At 45.3% G+C, this 17,832-nt stretch carries 10 protein-coding genes; all 10 read right to left on the reverse strand.

Annotation, left to right across the window (positions count from 1 at the left end; genetic code table 11):
• Window positions 1–115: 115 nt before the first annotated feature.
• A complete protein-coding gene (locus dnm_RS00690) occupies window positions 116–1,609 on the reverse strand; it encodes a sigma-54 interaction domain-containing protein (protein ID WP_207680802.1) in 1,494 nt (497 codons plus the stop codon).
• Window positions 1,610–1,882: 273 nt separating this feature from the next.
• Entirely contained in the window at window positions 1,883–5,041 is a 3,159-nt protein-coding gene (locus tag dnm_RS00695) for a type I restriction endonuclease subunit R (RefSeq protein ID WP_207680803.1), read from the reverse strand.
• A gap of 1,552 nt (window positions 5,042–6,593) precedes the next feature.
• On the reverse strand, window positions 6,594–7,784 hold the full coding sequence (locus dnm_RS00700) for a restriction endonuclease subunit S (protein WP_207680804.1): 1,191 nt from the start codon (window positions 7,782–7,784) through the stop codon (window positions 6,594–6,596).
• A gap of 54 nt (window positions 7,785–7,838) precedes the next feature.
• The gene (locus tag dnm_RS00705; protein ID WP_207680805.1) at window positions 7,839–9,152 is read right to left on the reverse strand and encodes an ATP-binding protein; all 1,314 of its coding nucleotides are present in this window, start codon (window positions 9,150–9,152) and stop codon (window positions 7,839–7,841) included.
• 122 nt (window positions 9,153–9,274) lie between these two features.
• The gene (locus dnm_RS00710) at window positions 9,275–11,404 is read right to left on the reverse strand and encodes a type I restriction-modification system subunit M (protein WP_207680806.1); all 2,130 of its coding nucleotides are present in this window, start codon (window positions 11,402–11,404) and stop codon (window positions 9,275–9,277) included.
• A gap of 67 nt (window positions 11,405–11,471) precedes the next feature.
• Window positions 11,472–12,632, reverse strand: a complete 1,161-nt coding sequence (locus dnm_RS00715) for an AAA family ATPase (RefSeq protein WP_207680807.1) — start codon at window positions 12,630–12,632, stop codon at window positions 11,472–11,474.
• Window positions 12,633–12,780: 148 nt separating this feature from the next.
• Window positions 12,781–12,966 carry a hypothetical protein gene (locus dnm_RS00720; protein ID WP_207680808.1) on the reverse strand — a complete coding sequence of 62 codons (186 nt, stop codon included), beginning with the start codon at window positions 12,964–12,966 and terminating at the stop codon, window positions 12,781–12,783.
• Between the two features lie 51 nt (window positions 12,967–13,017).
• Window positions 13,018–14,205 (reverse strand): lipid-A-disaccharide synthase, encoded by a 1,188-nt coding sequence (lpxB, locus tag dnm_RS00725; RefSeq protein ID WP_207680809.1) that lies wholly within the window; start codon window positions 14,203–14,205, stop codon window positions 13,018–13,020.
• Between the two features lie 311 nt (window positions 14,206–14,516).
• The gene (gene lpxI / locus dnm_RS31090) at window positions 14,517–16,388 is read right to left on the reverse strand and encodes a UDP-2,3-diacylglucosamine diphosphatase LpxI domain-containing protein (RefSeq protein ID WP_276571837.1); all 1,872 of its coding nucleotides are present in this window, start codon (window positions 16,386–16,388) and stop codon (window positions 14,517–14,519) included.
• A gap of 63 nt (window positions 16,389–16,451) precedes the next feature.
• Window positions 16,452–17,693 carry an ISAzo13 family transposase gene (locus tag dnm_RS00735; protein ID WP_246555998.1) on the reverse strand — a complete coding sequence of 414 codons (1,242 nt, stop codon included), beginning with the start codon at window positions 17,691–17,693 and terminating at the stop codon, window positions 16,452–16,454.
• Between the last annotated feature and the right edge of the window lie 139 nt (window positions 17,694–17,832).

The following is a 17,832-nucleotide window of genomic DNA, read 5'->3' on the forward strand; positions in this document are numbered from 1 at the left end:
TTTACGAAGAGGTGCGAAAAATCGCTTCGCTCTATTTCCGCACTCCGGATGCACGGATGCGAAAAACCGCTTCGCTCTATTTTCGCACTCCGGATGTGCTTTTTCTTAAATTCTGTTACTCCATATAGCGTGTAAGATAAATATCTTTACTTCTCAGTTTTTTCAACCTCGCCCTGAATGTATGCGGCTTCAGCCCCAGCAATTTCGCTGCCTGCTCCGCATTTCCGCCCGTCTTTTTTAATGCAGCCTCATAGTACTTCGGGAGAATCTCATGATTCAGATCAACGCCCTCATCAGGAATCATAATGCCGTCTGATACCTGTTCAATCTCAATGAGATTCATATTTTCCGCCATGATCTTATTCCCTGGAAACACATAGGCTGTTTCAAGTGTGCTTTTCATTTGCCGGATATTTCCGGGCCAGCGATATTTCAAAATCAATGCTGTTGCTGATTTTCCCAGCGATTTCTTTTTGCCATATTTCCGATTCAGCTGCTCCAGGATATGTCGGGCAATCAGGAGCCTGTCGTTTCCTCGGTCCCGCAGTCTGGGCAGCTTTATCTCCGCATGAATCAGACGGTAAAATAAATCTTCCCGAAACTCCCCATGTCTCACCTTTTCCCGGATATCCTTATTGGTGGCGGAAATGATTCTGACATTTACTTTTTCCTCATTGACGCCACCCACTGGCACAAAAATCCCGTCCTCCAGCACCCGCAGGAGTTTCACCTGCATGGTCTGCGGCAAATCCGCAATTTCATCAAGAAAAACGGTTCCGCCATCTGCCAGCCTGAATTTTCCGGGTTTGTCTGAAACTGCGCCGGTAAATGCGCCTTTCTTATGCCCGAAAAATTCGCTTTCAAACAGCTCATGAGGAATGGCCCCGCAATTGACTTTTATCAGCCGCTTCTCTTTTCTCGGGCTGTTGTAATGAATCGCTTCAGCCACAAGTTCTTTCCCTGTTCCGCTCTGGCCCCGGATGAAAATGGGAATATCTGTGTCCGCAAAAATTCTGATCTGTTCTTTGACGTTCAGAATATCAGGACATTCTCCGATGATGTTGTCATGGGTCAGTTGCAACTGATTTCTCAAAGCCTCGTTTTCCCTGGCCAGCTTTGTCATTTCCACTTTCATCTCATTCACGTTCTGAATTTTGGGAAAATCATCGAGTTCAAACGTGACTTGAGAAATTTGGGATTCTCTGGAGACCTGAATCAGCTCCGCGTCAATGACACCGCCCTGGCAAAGGAAAATCCAGCACGCATGCATGGCAGGGGTTCCTGATGTCAGCGAAACCGTATGCGAAACAGTATGTTTCGCACGCCTTTCTTTTTTGAGAATTTCTTTTACGGCTTTGTACATGGCCGGATAAATGGTGTTGTAATCTGTGGGATTCTCTGCCAGAGCCTGCTTGCAGACCACTTTTAACTTGGGAAAATGGATTTCGCAGTATTGTGAAATATCAGCAGCGGGCTTTAAATATCTCTCGTGATTGTAAAGCAGATAAATCTTATGAAATTCTCTCTGATGAAGAATGGAAAGAATAGCCCCGGGCTTTTCATTTGGATAGCGATCATTATCGCCGATAAAGGTGAGGAGGATTTTCATAGGGAGTCAGTTGTCAGTTATGAATAGAGTTGTTCCTAAATAAATATGTGTTCAGTAAAAAAAACAGACCATTAACATATAACGCCATATGCGGCTCGTTCCGACCGGGAAGAACACGGACAGGACAAAGCCACAAAGACACGAAGGCGCAAAGAGACACAGAGAAGCTTCGTGAGCCTTCGCGCCTTTGTGCCTTTGTGGCATTATAAGCCGCACATCGCGTCATATGACAATGAGTTAAAAAGTTTACTTATTTGGGAACAACTCTAATTATCAGCAGGCTCTTGCATAAACATTGTTGTCATATCTCGGATACTGCTGATAAATATGATTAAATACAAATTCGGTTTTCTCATCCACCTCGGCATCTGAATAGGATTCAACTGGCAGGCTCACAAATAAGTAATCGTATATGTAGGATTTCACTCCGCCTGCGGTGGCTGTCTTTTCTCTCCAGTTATCCACCCCGAGCTGGTCTTTTTTCAGGGTGTCCAGGAGGACAACAGCCGTTTTTTTGATCTTGTTCCGATCACGGGTTGAAAGTTCCGGTTTTTCTAACAAGTCAAAGATGGCGAGTTGTTCCTCATTCAGTTCCTCTTTGGCAGCCCGGGCCGCTTCTTCGGAGAGATTTTTAACAAAGTCCATCAGTTTCTCAAAGGTCTCTTCAATGGTCGCCCGATCTTTTTCACAGTTATATTCCTGGATAATATCCTGATAGTGTTTGTAATAATCTATCCGCAGGGGATTCTGTGCGATCATTTTTCTTAATTTGGCTTCTATCCGGTCCTTCAGGGAATGAACCGCTGTATTTTTCCGCTCGGATTTTGAGAATTCCTGTTTCAGTTGTTCAAAGTCTATGCCGCTGATGTCATAAATTTTTCCAAAATCTTCGGTCGGTTCGCTGACCTGAGTTTCTGACTCCACAGCGTTGTCTATGATTTCATGCAGGGATTTCATTACATCTGAGATATCCGCATTTTCTTTGTTTTCTTGCAGTGTTTTGTAAATGATGCGGATGGCATCATGGCGGGGTCTGAAGTCATTGATCACAGGATCAGGCAGAACTGCTTTGAATTTTTGAAAGACTTCTCTGGCGAGGATTTCAAATTGTTTTTTGGTTTCATCTGTGGTGTAAACTGCGTTCACAGCGTCTTTGATCGCCCTGATTTTATCAAAGCCTTCTGAGGTCAGCAAATTCTCCAAATCAAAGCCCGATGTTTTAAGAAAAGATTCGGTTTCCGAGATGGCTTCTTCAAGTTCCTGTATGAGTTCTTGTTTGGGTCTGACAGGCGGATCAGATTCCTCGTTGCCGCGGGTTCCGGCATACGCGGCCAATGCTTTTCGCAGATGCTTTAACACGCCGATATAATCCACAATCAGCCCGTTGTTTTTGCCTTCATATACCCGGTTCGCTCTGGCAATGGCCTGCATTAAGGTGTGCCCTTTCAGGGGCTTGTCAAGATACAGAGTGGAAAGGCTTTCCACATCAAAACCGGTGAGCCACATGGCGCAGACTATGGCGAGGCGGAAGGGATGCGAGTTATCTTTGAATTCTTTGTCAAGGTCTCTTTCCTTCATTTTTTTACGATGGGGAATAATGTCCAGTTCCCAGTTTTGGAATTTTCTGACTTCGTTCTGCTCTTCGCTGATCACCACAGCATATTCTGTTTCTTTCATCCGTTCCAACTGCTTCTTCAGTTCTGATTTTTCCTGATCATCTGTCGTGTTCTGAATTTCTTTTTCAAGCTTTGGGATGCGAGCCTTCCAGTATTTGTCAATCAGGTTGTGCATTCGGACGGCGGTGAGTTTGTCAATGCAGACGACCATGGCTTTTCCGGTGTCCTGGCGTGCGGTGTAGTGTTCCACAAGGTCTTTGGCAATTTTGTCCAGGCGTTTTTCCGCGGTGATGATATGATATTCGCGGGAAAGATCTCTTTCCAGTCTGGCTTCCTCGTCCGGGTTCAGATCGTACTCCTCAAGTTTTGCAGCAATTTTTTCATTGATGCTCCTGTCCGTGATGTTCAGTTTTTCGCCGCGGTTCTCATAAAAGAGCGGAACAGTTGCCCCGTCCTCTGTTGCCCGTTTGAAATTGTATGTGGAAACGTAATTCCCAAATACTTTTCTTGTGATTTCATCTTCTTCAAACAGAGGCGTTCCGGTAAACCCGATGAATGAGGCATTGGGCAGGGCGTTTCTCATGTTCAGGGCCAGTCTGCCGTATTGGGAGCGATGGGCTTCGTCAGATATGACGATGATATCGTGTCGTTCCGAATATGGGGTTTCAGTTTCCTGGTTGAATTTGTGAATCAGTGTGAAGATGTAGCGGTGGTCTTGTGTGAGAAGTTCTTCAAGATGTTCGCCGCTGGATGCGCGGACATGCTTGCCGGTAACAGCGCCAGTGCCTGCAAAGGTTTCATATATCTGGGTGTCAAGTTCCCGCCGGTCTGTCACGATGACAAAGGTATAATTCCCTTTGAATTTCCGATGGATTTTCTGGCAGAAAAAGACCATTGAATATGATTTTCCGCTTCCCTGGGTATGCCAGAAAACCCCCAGTTGTCCGTGCTTTGCTTTTCTGTTTTCCAGGGATTCCACGGCCCGGGTCACGCCTAAAAACTGATGGTTGCGGGCAATGATTTTTATGGTTTTTCCGGAGCTTTCATCAAACAGGATGAAGTTTTCAAAGATGTCAATGAGGTTCTCTTTGGCGCATACGCCTTTGAGAAGGGTTTCAAATTCAACCACGCCTTTATCTTCTTCTCCAAGCCGTTTCCATTGGCTGAAATGTTCGTATTTGCCGGATATGGAGCCGATTTTGCCTTCATCACCGTTGCTCAGGATGATGAGCGCGTTGTGATGAAAGATGTGGGGAATGGTGTCTTTGTAATCACTGAGGTTGTTGATGTACGCGGCGTTGATGTCTTTGTGAATGTTCTTGAGTTCTATGAACAGGAGGGGAATGCCGTTGACAAAGCCGATGATGTCCGGTCTTCTGCGGTACGGATTTCCTTGAATCCATAATTCTCGGACGGCTAAGAAATGATTGTTAGCGGGCGTGCTGAAGTCAAAGAGTTTCAGTTTCAGGGTCTCGGTTTCGCCTTTGTCATTTCTGAGTGAGACTGGTACGCCGTTTTTAAGGTATTCGTATTTTTCTTTGTTGGTCTGGATGAGAGATTTGGAGATGCTTGCGGAGACGATGGTTTCAATGGCTTCGGTGTATGCGGCTTGGGGCAGACCGGGGTTTAATGTTTCCAATGCGCTGCGGAGGTGGCGGGTGAGGATGACTGCTTTTTCGTGTTCCCGGCCAAAGGTGCCGTCTTTGCCGAGAACTTCGGTGTTATAGGCATATTCGGTTTCCCATCCCAATGTTTCCCGGAAATAGTTGATGGTGGTTTCCTGGATGAGTTTGTCTTCGGTGTAGTCGTTGCTCATAATTTGTTAATATCCGCATTATTCGTCCCGTAGGGACGCATGAAAATAGCCCGGCAATTCATTGCCGGGGACGCATAAAAAAAGCGTTTTCACTCCCGTAGGGACGCATGAAAATAGCCCGGCAATTCATTGCCGGGGGCGTATGAAAAAAAGCGTTTTCACTCCCGTAGGGACGCATGAAAATAGCCCGGCAATTCATTGCCGGGGGCGTATGAAAAAAAGCGTTTTCACTCCCGTAGGGACGCATGAAAATAGCCCGGCAATTCATTGCCGGGGACGCATAAAAAAAGCGTTTTCACTCCCGTAGGGACGGGTGAAAATAGCCCGGCAATTCATTGCCGGGGACGCATAAAAAAAGCGTTTTCACTCCCGTAGGGACGCATGAAAATAGCCCGGCAATTCATTGCCGGGGGCGTATAAAAAAAGCGTTTTCAGTCCCGTAGGGACGCATGAAAATAGCCCGGCAATTCATTGCCGGGGGCGTATGAAAAAAAGCGTTTTCAGTCCCGTAGGGACGCATGAAAATAGCCCGGCAATTCATTGCCGGGGGCGTATGAAAAAAAGCGTTTTCACTCCCGTAGGGACGCATGAAAATAGCCCGGCAATTCATTGCCGGGGGCGTATGAAAAAAAGCGTTTTCACTCCCGTAGGGACGCATGAAAATAGCCCGGCAATTCATTGCCGGGGACGCATAAAAAAAACGTTTTCAGTCCCGTAGGGACGCATGAAAATAGCCCGGCAATTCATTGCCGGGGACGCATAAAAAAAGCGTTTTCACTCCCGTAGGGACGCATGAAAATAGCCCGGCAATTCATTGCCGGGGGCGTATAAAAAAAGCGTTTTCAGTCCCGTAGGGACGCATGAAAATAGCCCGGCAATTCATTGCCGGGGGCGTATGAAAAAAAGCGTTTTCACTCCCGTAGGGACGCATGAAAATAGCCCGGCAATTCATTGCCGGGGACGTATGAAAAAAAAACGTTTTCAGTCCCGTAGGGACGCATGAAAATAGCCCGGCAATTCATTGCCGGGGGCGTATGAAAAAAAGCGTTTTCACTCCCGTAGGGACGCATGAAAATAGCCCGGCAATTTATTGCCGGGGACGCATAAAAAAAGCGTTTTCAGTCCCGTAGGGACGCATGAAAATAGCCCGGCAATTCATTGCCGGGGACGCATAAAAAAAGCGTTTTCACTCCCGTAGGGACGCATGAAAATAGCCCGGCAATTTATTGCCGGGGGCGTATGAAAAAAAGCGTTTTCAGTCCCGTAGGGACGGGTGAAAATAGCCCGGCAATTTATTGCCGGGGGCGTATGAAAAAAAGCGTTTTCAGTCCCGTAGGGACGGGTGAAAATAGCCCGGCAATTCATTGCCGGGGACGTATGAAAAAAAGCGTTTTCAGTCCCGTAGGGACGGAAGAAAATAGCCCGGCAATTCATTGCCGGAGTGTCTTATAATTTTTCGGTCGTCCCTACGGGACTTGATAATCAACCAATATTCCTCCCCCGGCAATAAAATTGCCGGGCTATTTTCACCCGTCCCTACGGGACTAAATCATCAGACCTGAATGCTCCCGTTCATCAGGCGAGGGAGTAAGATGTCACGGGCTTCTCTGAGTTTTTCATTAACCAATTGTAAGCTAAGTATTTGCTCAAATATTGGCAAACATAGTTTATGGAATGATTCTAAAATATTTTGAGATGGTTTTATAATTGGTATTTGTTCAAATTTTCCTTTATTTACATTAACCATCGTAGCACCATTACTACCGATTGCTTCCATATATTCTTTCAAGTCTTTAAAGGCGAAATAGCAGTAATACAAGTAATAATTCTCAAAAGGAATAATGCTATTTATTTGCTGGTTTGTCTGCGATGTTCGAGACGTAAGAGACACGACTCCTGCTGTACCTATGCAAGAAACTACGATGCTATCCTTCGGAATAAATTTTTTCTTTTGGATAGCTGCTCCTTCTTTTGTCAAGCATTGATCGGTTTTTATGACAAAAGTATTGCCATGCATATCGGGAGTTTTAATAAAAGGTATATCATCTCCGTAATATTCAGACCTTTTTGTAGATGGAGTTTTTCCTGTCAGAACCTTACCAAAATCTTTGGCTACATTATTCGCCCACCCTTCAGGCACACCATCCACAATCTGAGTACGCTCATGACCCGGAAACCGAAGCCGGACAAACCATTCTTTGTATATGAGCCGGGCCGCTTCTTCCAGCAGCTTTATCCTTCGCAGGTTGTTTTCTATCAAATCATCATACGCAGATAAGATGGAGGCGATTTTTTGCTGGGTTTCAAGCGGAGGAACATTTACTTCAATATTCTCAACTACCGTTTTGTCTGCACGTTGACGACCTGAGGTTCCAACCATGCTTTTTACTGCAGGTTGCCGAATAATATCAGATATGGATAAATAATAAATAAAATCTTTATCAGAAAGGCCATCAATATTTCTGAACACAAAAAATTCGGTTGATCCGAAACCTTCTTTCAACTCTTTAATCTGGGCTATTTTTCCATTTTCCAAACAAGGGGTAATTCTGGCAAAAATAATATCTCCATCCTCGAATTTCGCGCCGCTTCCCTTATATACTTTCTTTAATGGCGGATGGACAAACTTATTACTTCCATCAACAATTTGCATTGGAATAAATGAATAAAAATTTTTTTTCTTCAAATTTACCTGCGGAGGAAATTCAACTATTTCTTTAAATTTTTTTTTCTGCCAGATCATATTCCCAACTCTCCAAAATTAGATTTAATAATTTCAGCCAACGCACCCGCTTCGTCATTTATCCGAATATCTCCTCTTCCCCCGAATTTCAAGCCATTGCCGGATTTGGAAACCGGCCCCTCGAAAAAAAGACCCGAGCGATTTTTTACCAACCCGTGCTGATTCTGCCCCGGGATATGACATCCTCCTATGAAGTCTGCTTTCAGAAGGCCGAAAAACAACAGAAACCTCTCCGGTTCCGCATCTGATCTCCGGCTCCGGCAGCCCCGCAGCGAGAGTCACTTCCCGCATCCTGAGCGTTCCCCTTCCCCATGTCTCAATAATTCCCCTCAGATAAAAAGCCCTGGCGATAAGCGGGTTCCACGGAAGAGAGCGATGGGGTCGGAAAAGTTCTTCAGGAGTCAGCCCGAACGGCAGTATCCCATCGCTGGATATCTCCAGCCGGTCGTCATAAATGGCAATGCTCACGCAACCGCCCGCTATGCTGTAATCCCGGTGACAAATCGCATTAGCCAAAGCCTCACGAAGCGCCTCCGTGGGATACAATGGCTCATCCTCACGCTCGAAACTGCCAGGAGGAAAGTGTGCTGCGACAGGCAGATGATCAATATAGAACTGCTGTGCCCATTTGAAAATAGCAAAAGCATTTCCATATTTCTGACGGATATCGTCAAATTCGGTTTTGCCAGGACCGCGAAGGCGTGCCATCTTTAAGAGACACTGGGGATATCCGGGCAGCAGAGACTCGGAACGGGCAAACAGAACCATGGCTGCGTTCAGGAGTTCTCCCTTAATAGTCAGTCCGAGTCCTCTGAGCATATCTTCCGGTTCCTGGGTAGCGGAAGCATCCAGCCGATTTCTCCGAATCGCCTCCTTAACAGTGCGAATAATCTCCGCTTCATCAAGATCATCAATTGAAAATCCTGCGGCAATCTGATTCTCCCATCGGTGGGAACCGTGCATCCGTTCCAGGAGAAGCCGTTCATATCGCTGCTGGGGCATAATTTCGGTTGCGGGCCCCTGACGGATGTAAGGTCTTCCGTCATAAGTATATGGGCCTCCTCCTCCGGATACCCTTAACGCAATAACAGCGTTGCCATCTTCCAGAGTGATCGTTTCCATATCCGGAAATGCGGGAGGTTCGATACGACGGAGTTCTCTGGCAATATCCTCCAATGTTTTTGAAGAAACTTTTTGTCCGCGAATTCGGCCGGTATCTCCCACGCCGAACAGGACAAATCCCCCGAGACCGTTCAGCATCGCGCATACGGTTTTTGTCGCTTGGGAACGCTGACCTGTCGAGCGTTTGAACTCAAGGTTTTCAGATTCGCCCGAACTGACAAGCTTTTTTAGTTCATCTGATTTCATACAAAACTCCCTTCCAATCTTTGAATCCATAATCAGTATGCACCCGGGATTCCCGGTGGATTGGGAAATCCCTCGGAAAAGCCTGGGATTTGTCAATCCCAGGCGAGCTTTGTCGGAGGATTTTACCCCATCAGCGCTTCAAAATCAGACCGAATCATCTCCGCCAATACGACCGCCTCCTCATTCAGCCCCTCAATCTCAACATGAATCTCCCGCAGACGCTCCTCAAAATCAAAATCCTCCTCCTCCTGCACAGCCACGCCCACATACCGCCCCGGAGTCAGGCTCCAGTCATTCTCCTCTATCTCGCTTCTGTCAACCTGCTTACACAGCCCCTCCACATCAGCAAACCGGGCATCTGGAAACCGGCTTTGCAGCCTTATGACCTGTTTATAGAAATAAAGCGTCCCCTTTAAAGATTCAATGGCTTTTTTACGCAGGCGATCCAGGTCTTTCAGCAACTGCGTCATTTCTTTGTTATTCCAGTCCGCATCTTTGCGGGAACCCATTTCTTTTTCCGCATATTCCGCAACCCGGGTGTTGAGCTTATAAACATGATCAGTATTCTTCCCCAAAGCCCTGATCTTATCTGAAACTGGCTGAAAACGCTTATAAATTTTATGCTGCTGATCATTGACAGATTTAATCTTCCCTGAAAAATCAGGCTGGTTTTTGGAAAACCACTCATTGTATCGGGTAATGGCCTGAATCAGCGTTTTTCCCTCTTTTTGGTAAGATTTATAATCACTCCTGAGCGCACCCAGTTTTTCATGGTAAGCATCGCATAATTTTTTGTTGAAAATCGCTCCCAGACCATCCCCGCATTTCAGATCATAATAAGCCGCCAGTTTTTCCCCTATTGCATCCGCACAGGTTTCAAACGCCTGAATTTTTCCCTTTATTTCCGAAGCGTTTGCATTATACGCGTCCAGATATTCCTGAATCAGTTTCAGATATTTATCGCTCTCGCCCCGGTAAAGCCAGACAACAGAAGTGATGTTTTTCAGTTGCTCCGGGGTAAAATCGTTGATTTTACGGGTCACTTTCCGGTAAATATTGCGGGCATCAATCATCAGCACCTTGTCCTGCAAATCTTCTGATTTTCCCTTGTCAAAAAACCAGAGCGTACAAGGCAACGAGCGAGTATAAAAGAAATTGGTTCCAATGGAAATAATGACATCCGCATGGCCCGTATTCACCAGTTTTTCCCGGATGAGCTTATCTGAATGCCCCGCGTCCGAAGCAGAACTCGCCATGACAAAACCGGCCCGTCCCTTTTCATTCAGATATGAATAAAAATATTGTATCCACAGATAATTGGCATTGCTGAGGGCCTTGGTCTTTTTATTCATCCCCGGCAAACCAAAAGGCAGACGCGGATCATTTTTTACTTTTTTGGCATCCACGCCATCCACATTAAACGGCGGATTCGCCATGACAAAATCGCATTTTCCCGTAAGCTCATAATGATCACCATAAAAAGTATTTTCCTGGGAAATATTAATCTCCAGCCCATGCACCGCAAGGTTCATCATGGCCAGACGGGTATTGGTTTCAGCTTTTTCCTGTCCAAAGAAGGTCACTTTTTTTTGGGTATTCTCACCTTTGCTTTCAATGAAATAACCAGTCTGGACAAACATACCGCCGCTGCCGCAGGCCGGATCAAACACAATCCCGTGATCCGGCTCAATGACATTTACAATAGTCTGCACCAGAGAAATCGGCGTGAAAAACTCTCCGCCCTCCTGTGCGCCGGTCATGGCGAATTTATTCAGAAAATACTCATAAATTCTTCCGAAAACATCTCCGGCCGCTGTCTGCAATGCCTCACGGTTAAATATGCGTAAAAGTTCCTGAAGCAGATCATCTTCAAAAATAGTGTAATTTTTCGGCAGCGCGCCCTTTAAGTTTTCATATTCCTCCTCAATAATTTTCATGGCATCATTGATGGCCTTTCCCGGGGTTTCATCTTCCGGGAGTTCGGCCAGAAAATCGAAACGGGCGTTCTCCGGCAGGAAAATAGCGTTCTCTTTCTCAAAATCCGCTTTGATAATTCGACGTTTCCGTCCTCCTCGGGACGGCAGATTTGCTTCGATCTTCTCTTTCACCGTCTTAAACCGGTTAAACGCATGTCTCAGAAAAATCAGCCCCAGCACGGGCATGCTGTATTCCGAAGCCGTCAGCTTTGAATTTGCCCTCAGCTGATCCGCAGCTTCCCATAAATCATTTTCAAGTTTTGTTATGTCTTGCATGGTTATCATCAGGCTTTCGTAAAACGTATTAAATGTTTCTTTCCCGTGACAATGAGTTGAACGCTGCTCATTCCGCCTCCCTCATTTTCGGATATTCTTCCTGTCTCCCAAATTCACTTCCATATAAATCACCCAGCGAGAAATATTTAAGCCATTCAGGATCCCTAACTTTATCAAGACGCACAAGCTGTTCCTTCTCGTTTTGCTCCATCACATAAACCCGATGGGCTTCTTCTTTAAACTCATTAAGTACAAACGGTGAATGAGTGGCAAGCAGAAGCGTAAGATTTTGTTCCTCAGCGCGTTCCTGGAACGCATGAATAAGCGTTTTTATAGCGTAAGGATGGAGACTGTTCTCTGGTTCGTCAATTCCAATGATACCGCCGTCAGGGGCAGAACAAACTGCCATCAGGTGTAGCATAGCCGCGAGAAAACCATTTGAAGCAAAATATATCGGTACGGGAATATTGGAATGAGGCGGATAGATTCGTATCGTTACAGTTTGTCCGGCACTCTCAAAATCAAGGTCATCAAAAAATAATGGAAACGCCTCCCGGAGACCATTTATTACAAATTCATAACGCTCGCGCAAAGGTCTGGAGGTGTGCCAGTTCCTTAAAACGGAAAAGGCATTCTGACCACGACTTTGAAGCTCCAAATCAGAACCGGCTTGTGATCCTGATTTACGGAGTTGCCATAAATGATAATCATGATAGTTTCGATATCTCCTCAATATTTGAACAAAATTCTCATACTCAGTGCCAAGTGAGGCAGTATCATAAAGGCGGGTCAGAATCAAAGGGCGTTTAATGGGAGATACTGCTCTGCTCTCATCATTTCTTGCTTGAGCAAGGATAGCGTCTGCTATTATATCCTCTTGTGGACGAGGCAAGAAATCTTTTCCTTGTTTCACTGTTTCAGAAATCGGATAAACTGCCCCGCCTGAGTTTACCGTCGGATTCAGTTCCCATCGCAAATCAGAGAGCTCGAGGATGAATGTTGCCGACGTATTCTCAGATAATTCAAAGTTGGTAAATCCCCAGGGACCGCCAGCCATATTTATTGCCATGTCAAAACCTCGCTCAAACGCGTTTCGCAAAAGCTCGATAACTGACAGCAACGTACTTTTCCCGGAACCATTAGGCCCCACAAGCAGGCAGACTCCGTCAGGGTTAAAATCAACTGACCGGATTCCCCTGTAATTCATAATTTTTAAATGAAATCCCATAATTCATACCTCTCACCTTTTTTATGATGAATTGTTTATGATTTCAATATATCTCTGGCAAAATACGGTGGGTGAAGTGCGACGTAAGTGGCAGATTACGCTGCGCTTCATCCATCCTGGGAAATTACGAAACTGAAAACCTCCATGATTATGGGTCAAGATACACCATCAGACGTGCCCTTCTCCTGCGTATGACCCCGGAATTCAGGCATCCGGATTCCTCATTCGCGCTTTCGCCCTCTTGTCCGGACAGGGGCGGAGATGTGGTCATTCTCGTAAGACCGCCGGCTTTCAAATATGTTTTTGCTTTTAAGCGGTTGATAAAGTGTTTCATTTTATTCCCCCCGACTCAGGCTTCCCAAGTCTTGAAAACGTTGAAAAGTCTCTATGGTGAAAGCATTTTTTCCGCAATATCCGCAACACGCTCCGAAGCTCCCGGGCCGCCCAGCAGATTTCTTATGCCAAGAAGTTCATGCCTCATTTTCCGAAGCTTTTCAGGATGATTCAGCATTCCTGACACGGCATCCGCAATATTTTCAGGAGAAGCGTTGCCCTGAATCAGTTCCGGAACAATTTCTTTCCCTGCAATGAGATTGACAAGGCTGATATGCTTCACCCGTATCAATGCCCGGCCGATGAGATAACTCAGCGGAGAAACCTTATAAACAACCACCATGGGAACGCCGGACATGGCAGCCTCCAGAGCGACCGTTCCGGATGCTGCCACAACAAGATCACATTTTTCAAAGACGTCATCCACACCCCGGAGGAGGGAGAAGTGAGGCGAGGGGCGAGGGGCCAGAGGCGATGGGCAGGGGATCATATCTTCCACGGCTTCTCTGTTCACTGAGGGCGCAAGTGAGATGATAAATTTTATGTTTTTGCGCTTTTTTAGCAAAATAGCCGCTGTCTCAAGCATCACGGGAAGAAGTCTTGAAATTTCCCCGTCACGGGAGCCAGGCAAAAAACCAAGGGTGAAACTTGAAACTTGAAACTTGAAACTTGAAACTTGATGCGGGTCCCGAGTTTCAAGTTTCAAGTTTCCAGTTTCATTTAAGGGGTGGCCCACATAGGTTACAGGAATTTTATGTTTTCTGTAAAACGCTGCTTCAAAGGGCAGGATCACGGCCATATGATCCACGAGTCTGCCAATCTTTTTCACACGGCCGGACCGCCACGCCCAAATCTGAGGACTGATATAATACAACACAGGAATATCAAGTCGCTTTGCTGTTGCCGCGACATGAAGATTGAAATCAGGAAAATCAATCAGGATAAGCAGATCCGGGCGCAGTGTTTTCAGAAGATTTTTAGCAACAGACACGCCTTTAAGAATGTTTGACATCTTGGAAAATACCTCGGTGATGCCCACTACCGACAACTCTGACGCATCCGTCAAAATTCTTACGCCCGCATCTCTGAGCGCCTGCCCCCCGATACCGCAGAAAAAAAGAGACCTGTCTCTCCTGCACATGGCTTTTACGAGCTTTGCCCCGTGAAGATCACCTGATGCCTCACCTGCTATAATCATAACGCATTTACGATTTGCGATTTGTGATTTGTCATTTGTCATTTGTCATTTGTCATTTGCGATTTGCGATTTGCGATTTGCGATTTGTCATTTGTGATTTATCATTTGTGATTTGCGATTTGCGATTTGTCATTTGTCATTTGTCATTTGTCATTTGTGATTTGCGATTTGTCATTTGTCATTTGTCATTTGTGATTTGCGATTTGCGATTTGTCATTTGTCATTTGTCATTTGTCATTTGCGATTTGTCATTTGTCATTTGTCATTTGCGATTTGCGATTTGTCATTTGCGATTTGTGATTTGCAATTTGTCATTTGTGATTTGCAATTTGTGATTTGTCATTTGTCATTTGTCATTTGCGACTTGTCATCTGGCTGTATTTGCTTTTGATCTGATCCATAATGCTCAGGGCAATTTTTAAAGCATTACGCCCCATCTGACCTGTGACTTCCGATGTCTCACGTTTGCTGACTGCGTTTACAAACGACTTCAGCTCCTCTTCCAGCGCGTCGCCTTCTGTGAAACACATCTGATTAATATCCATGCCGGGTATCAGATCCAGTTTTGAATTTCCAATTTCCAATTTCAAATCCTTCTCATTCTGCCGGACAACGGTGATTTCACGACTTGCAAAATCCACAGATACATAAGCATCTTTTTGAAACAGCCTGATTTTTCTTTCATTTTTCATTGAAATTCTGCTTGCTGTGACATTGGCGACACATCCGTTTTCAAATTCAAGGCGTGCGTTTGCAATATCCACATGCTCGGAAATGACGGGCGCACCTGAGGCATGGATGGTTTTCACCTCTGATCCGACAAAGTTCAAAATAATGTCAATATCATGAATCATCAGATCAAGGACCACGCTGACATCTGTGCCACGATCCTTATAAATGCTCAGGCGGTGAGATTCGATGAATATGGGCTTTTTTACAATATTCCGCAAGGCCACAACTGCCGGATTGAATCGTTCAAGATGCCCCACCTGTATGATAAGGCCCCTTGATTCTGCAATCTGAATCAGTTCATCAGCCTCATCAAGGGTTGCTGTCATTGGCTTTTCAATCATCACATCCACATCATTTTCCAAAAAATATTTGGTAATGGCAAAATGCCCGGGCGTGGGAACAACAATACTGACAGCATCAGCTTTTCCAACCAGGTCCTGATAACGCTGATACGCCTTTGTCCCCAGTTTCCCGGCAATATCCTCAGCCTGAGATTCGTCTGTGTCAGCCACCCCCACGAGTTCAACATTCTCCATTCGGGCATATTTTTCAGCATGGAATTTGCCAAGATACCCCACACCGATAACGCCGACACGAAGGCGGGGAAGTTTGAAGTTTGAAGTTTGAAGTTTGAAGTTTGAAGTATCTGGTCCCGAATTTCCAGTTTCAAGTTTCAAGTCTCCAGTTTCAAGTTTCCCCCCCCGGGCCACAATGGAAATCCCGAATTTGTTTGCAAGGGAGATCATGTCTTCCCGGTTAAAAACAACTGTCTTTCCTGCTTCAATGGCAAGGACTTTCGCGCCTGCCTCATGCATGGTTCGGATGGTCTCCAAACCTATGGCGGGAATATCAAACCGCACATCCTGATTGGGCTTGCAGGCTTTGACCACCACAGCGCCCTTAGCCAGTTTTCCGCCCCTGGTTATGGTGGCGTCTGTTCCGTCAATGGCTTCCACAGCAAGAACGGATCCGCCGCCCACCACCACGCATTGACCGATATCCAGCTGTCCGATTTCCTTGACGATTTTCCAGCCCATCTCAATGTCTGATCTTTCGGACCGGCCGGGTTTCCGTCTTGTCCAGCATCCCTCGGGAGCCAAAAGTTCAGGAAGCAGGAATGTTGATTCCCGTACCTTAATGCCCTCTTTTTCAAGGAGTCTGGCAAAGGCTCTTAATATTCCGTCGTCATGGGTGTGTATCATACCGGCGATGAGGGAGATGGCTTTTATATCCGGTTTCACATCTGAAAACATCCGTGTCTTTTTGATGGAACCCATCATTACTGCCTGGGTGACATTGTGCTTTCTGAAAAATTTTATGATGCGTCCCACCTGTCCCAGATGTATCCATTCAATGGCGGCAGCATGATTCTGAAGAGAGGTGTCCGCTTCATTCTGATATGCGGCAGCATAAACAGCAAAACCTTTTGCTTTTGCTTTTTTTGAAAAAATTAAGGGGAACTGACCGCCCCCCGCAATGAGTCCGATTTTCATATTTTTAGTGTTAGGTATTAGGTGTTAGGTTTTAAGGAATCGGTATTAAATAACTTTCCCATTTTAATTTATTGGAATTGCACGATAATTCCATTTGGGTAAAATTTTGTCGAATACAATTCGCATTTCTGATTTAAAAGTTTCAGCAACTTTTCGACCGGTTTCATAGACTTTATCAATAACATGGACAAAGACTTTTAAACCTTTTTTGGTATGTGTTTTGGCTATCAGATCAGTCACCACCTCCAAACTTGAAAAGATTACTCCCTGACACGCACGAGTAATATGAGGAAACAGGCGATGTTCGATCGGATTAAATTTGGAACAATAGGGCGGGTAATGAGCGATTCGGATTTCAATCCCGATTTCATCCGCCAGAATTTGTAAATCTTGTTTGAAAAGGTAATGTCGGGAACTGTTGCTGCCGCCACCATCGCACAATATCAAAACTGACGTGGCATTTGGATATATTCGGCAACCGTAACCATACCACCAATGACGGAAACTGTCACAGGCAAATTCACTGGTATCATGACTTGTTCCCACCTGAACATACCCGATATTGAGTCGCAGGTCATAAAAACAATGCGGAATTATGACACCTTCGGCAAAACTTGTAAAATCATGATCGAAAACTTGCAATTCCTCCAGCGTATATAGTCGGCCTTTCCTGTAAAAATTTCCAAGATATTCTTTTTTCTTGGTATCCATGCTGATAACGGGATTACCGGCCTTCCGGTATTCTGATCTGAGTTTCAAAATATTGTCAAACTGAGCGTCGCGATCTGGTACGTTTTTTTTCATAGGTTTGCGTTTCTGAGCTTTACGCAACCGATAGTCATGCTTTTTGAGCAATTGACGGACAATGTTACGACTCACTTTTACTCCGTATTTTTTTTCCAGAGCCTCCGCGATTTCCCACTCCCTCAGATTTGTCCATCGTACCTTTTCATCCATCGGATCTCCTGCTGTATGCTCACGCACCACATTCAAAAACTGCTCGTCTATTTCAGGGTGCTCAGTCAGATACTGTTTGCGTCCGCCACCTTTTTTACGTATTTCAGAAGATTCAGCAGGAGATTTTCCAATTTGTTTTGCTACGATGTGTCCGGGCAGGCCGCTTACTTCGATCGCTCCTTTGCGCACAGTCCGCCTGCTGCAACCCAAGACTTTGGCAATATAATTTTGTCCGCCATGTCCCAATTTCAAAGCTTCAATACCGGCATATCGCCGGCGGTCTTTTTCATTCAGACTCTCATAGTATCGCCGCATGATTTCTTCTACTTCTAAGGAATAGGGTTGCATAATAATCTCCTTTTGATAAAGTGATTTTGAAATACACTTTACAGGATTACGCAATTTTTTAACATATAAAAATCAAAATGGGCATATTATTTCATGCTCATTCCTAAGTGTTAGGTGTTAGGTGTTAGGTTTTAAGTGT

This window comes from Desulfonema magnum (assembly GCF_017377395.1).
In the GTDB taxonomy this organism is placed as follows: Bacteria; Desulfobacterota; Desulfobacteria; order Desulfobacterales; family 4be13; genus Desulfonema_C; species Desulfonema_C magnum.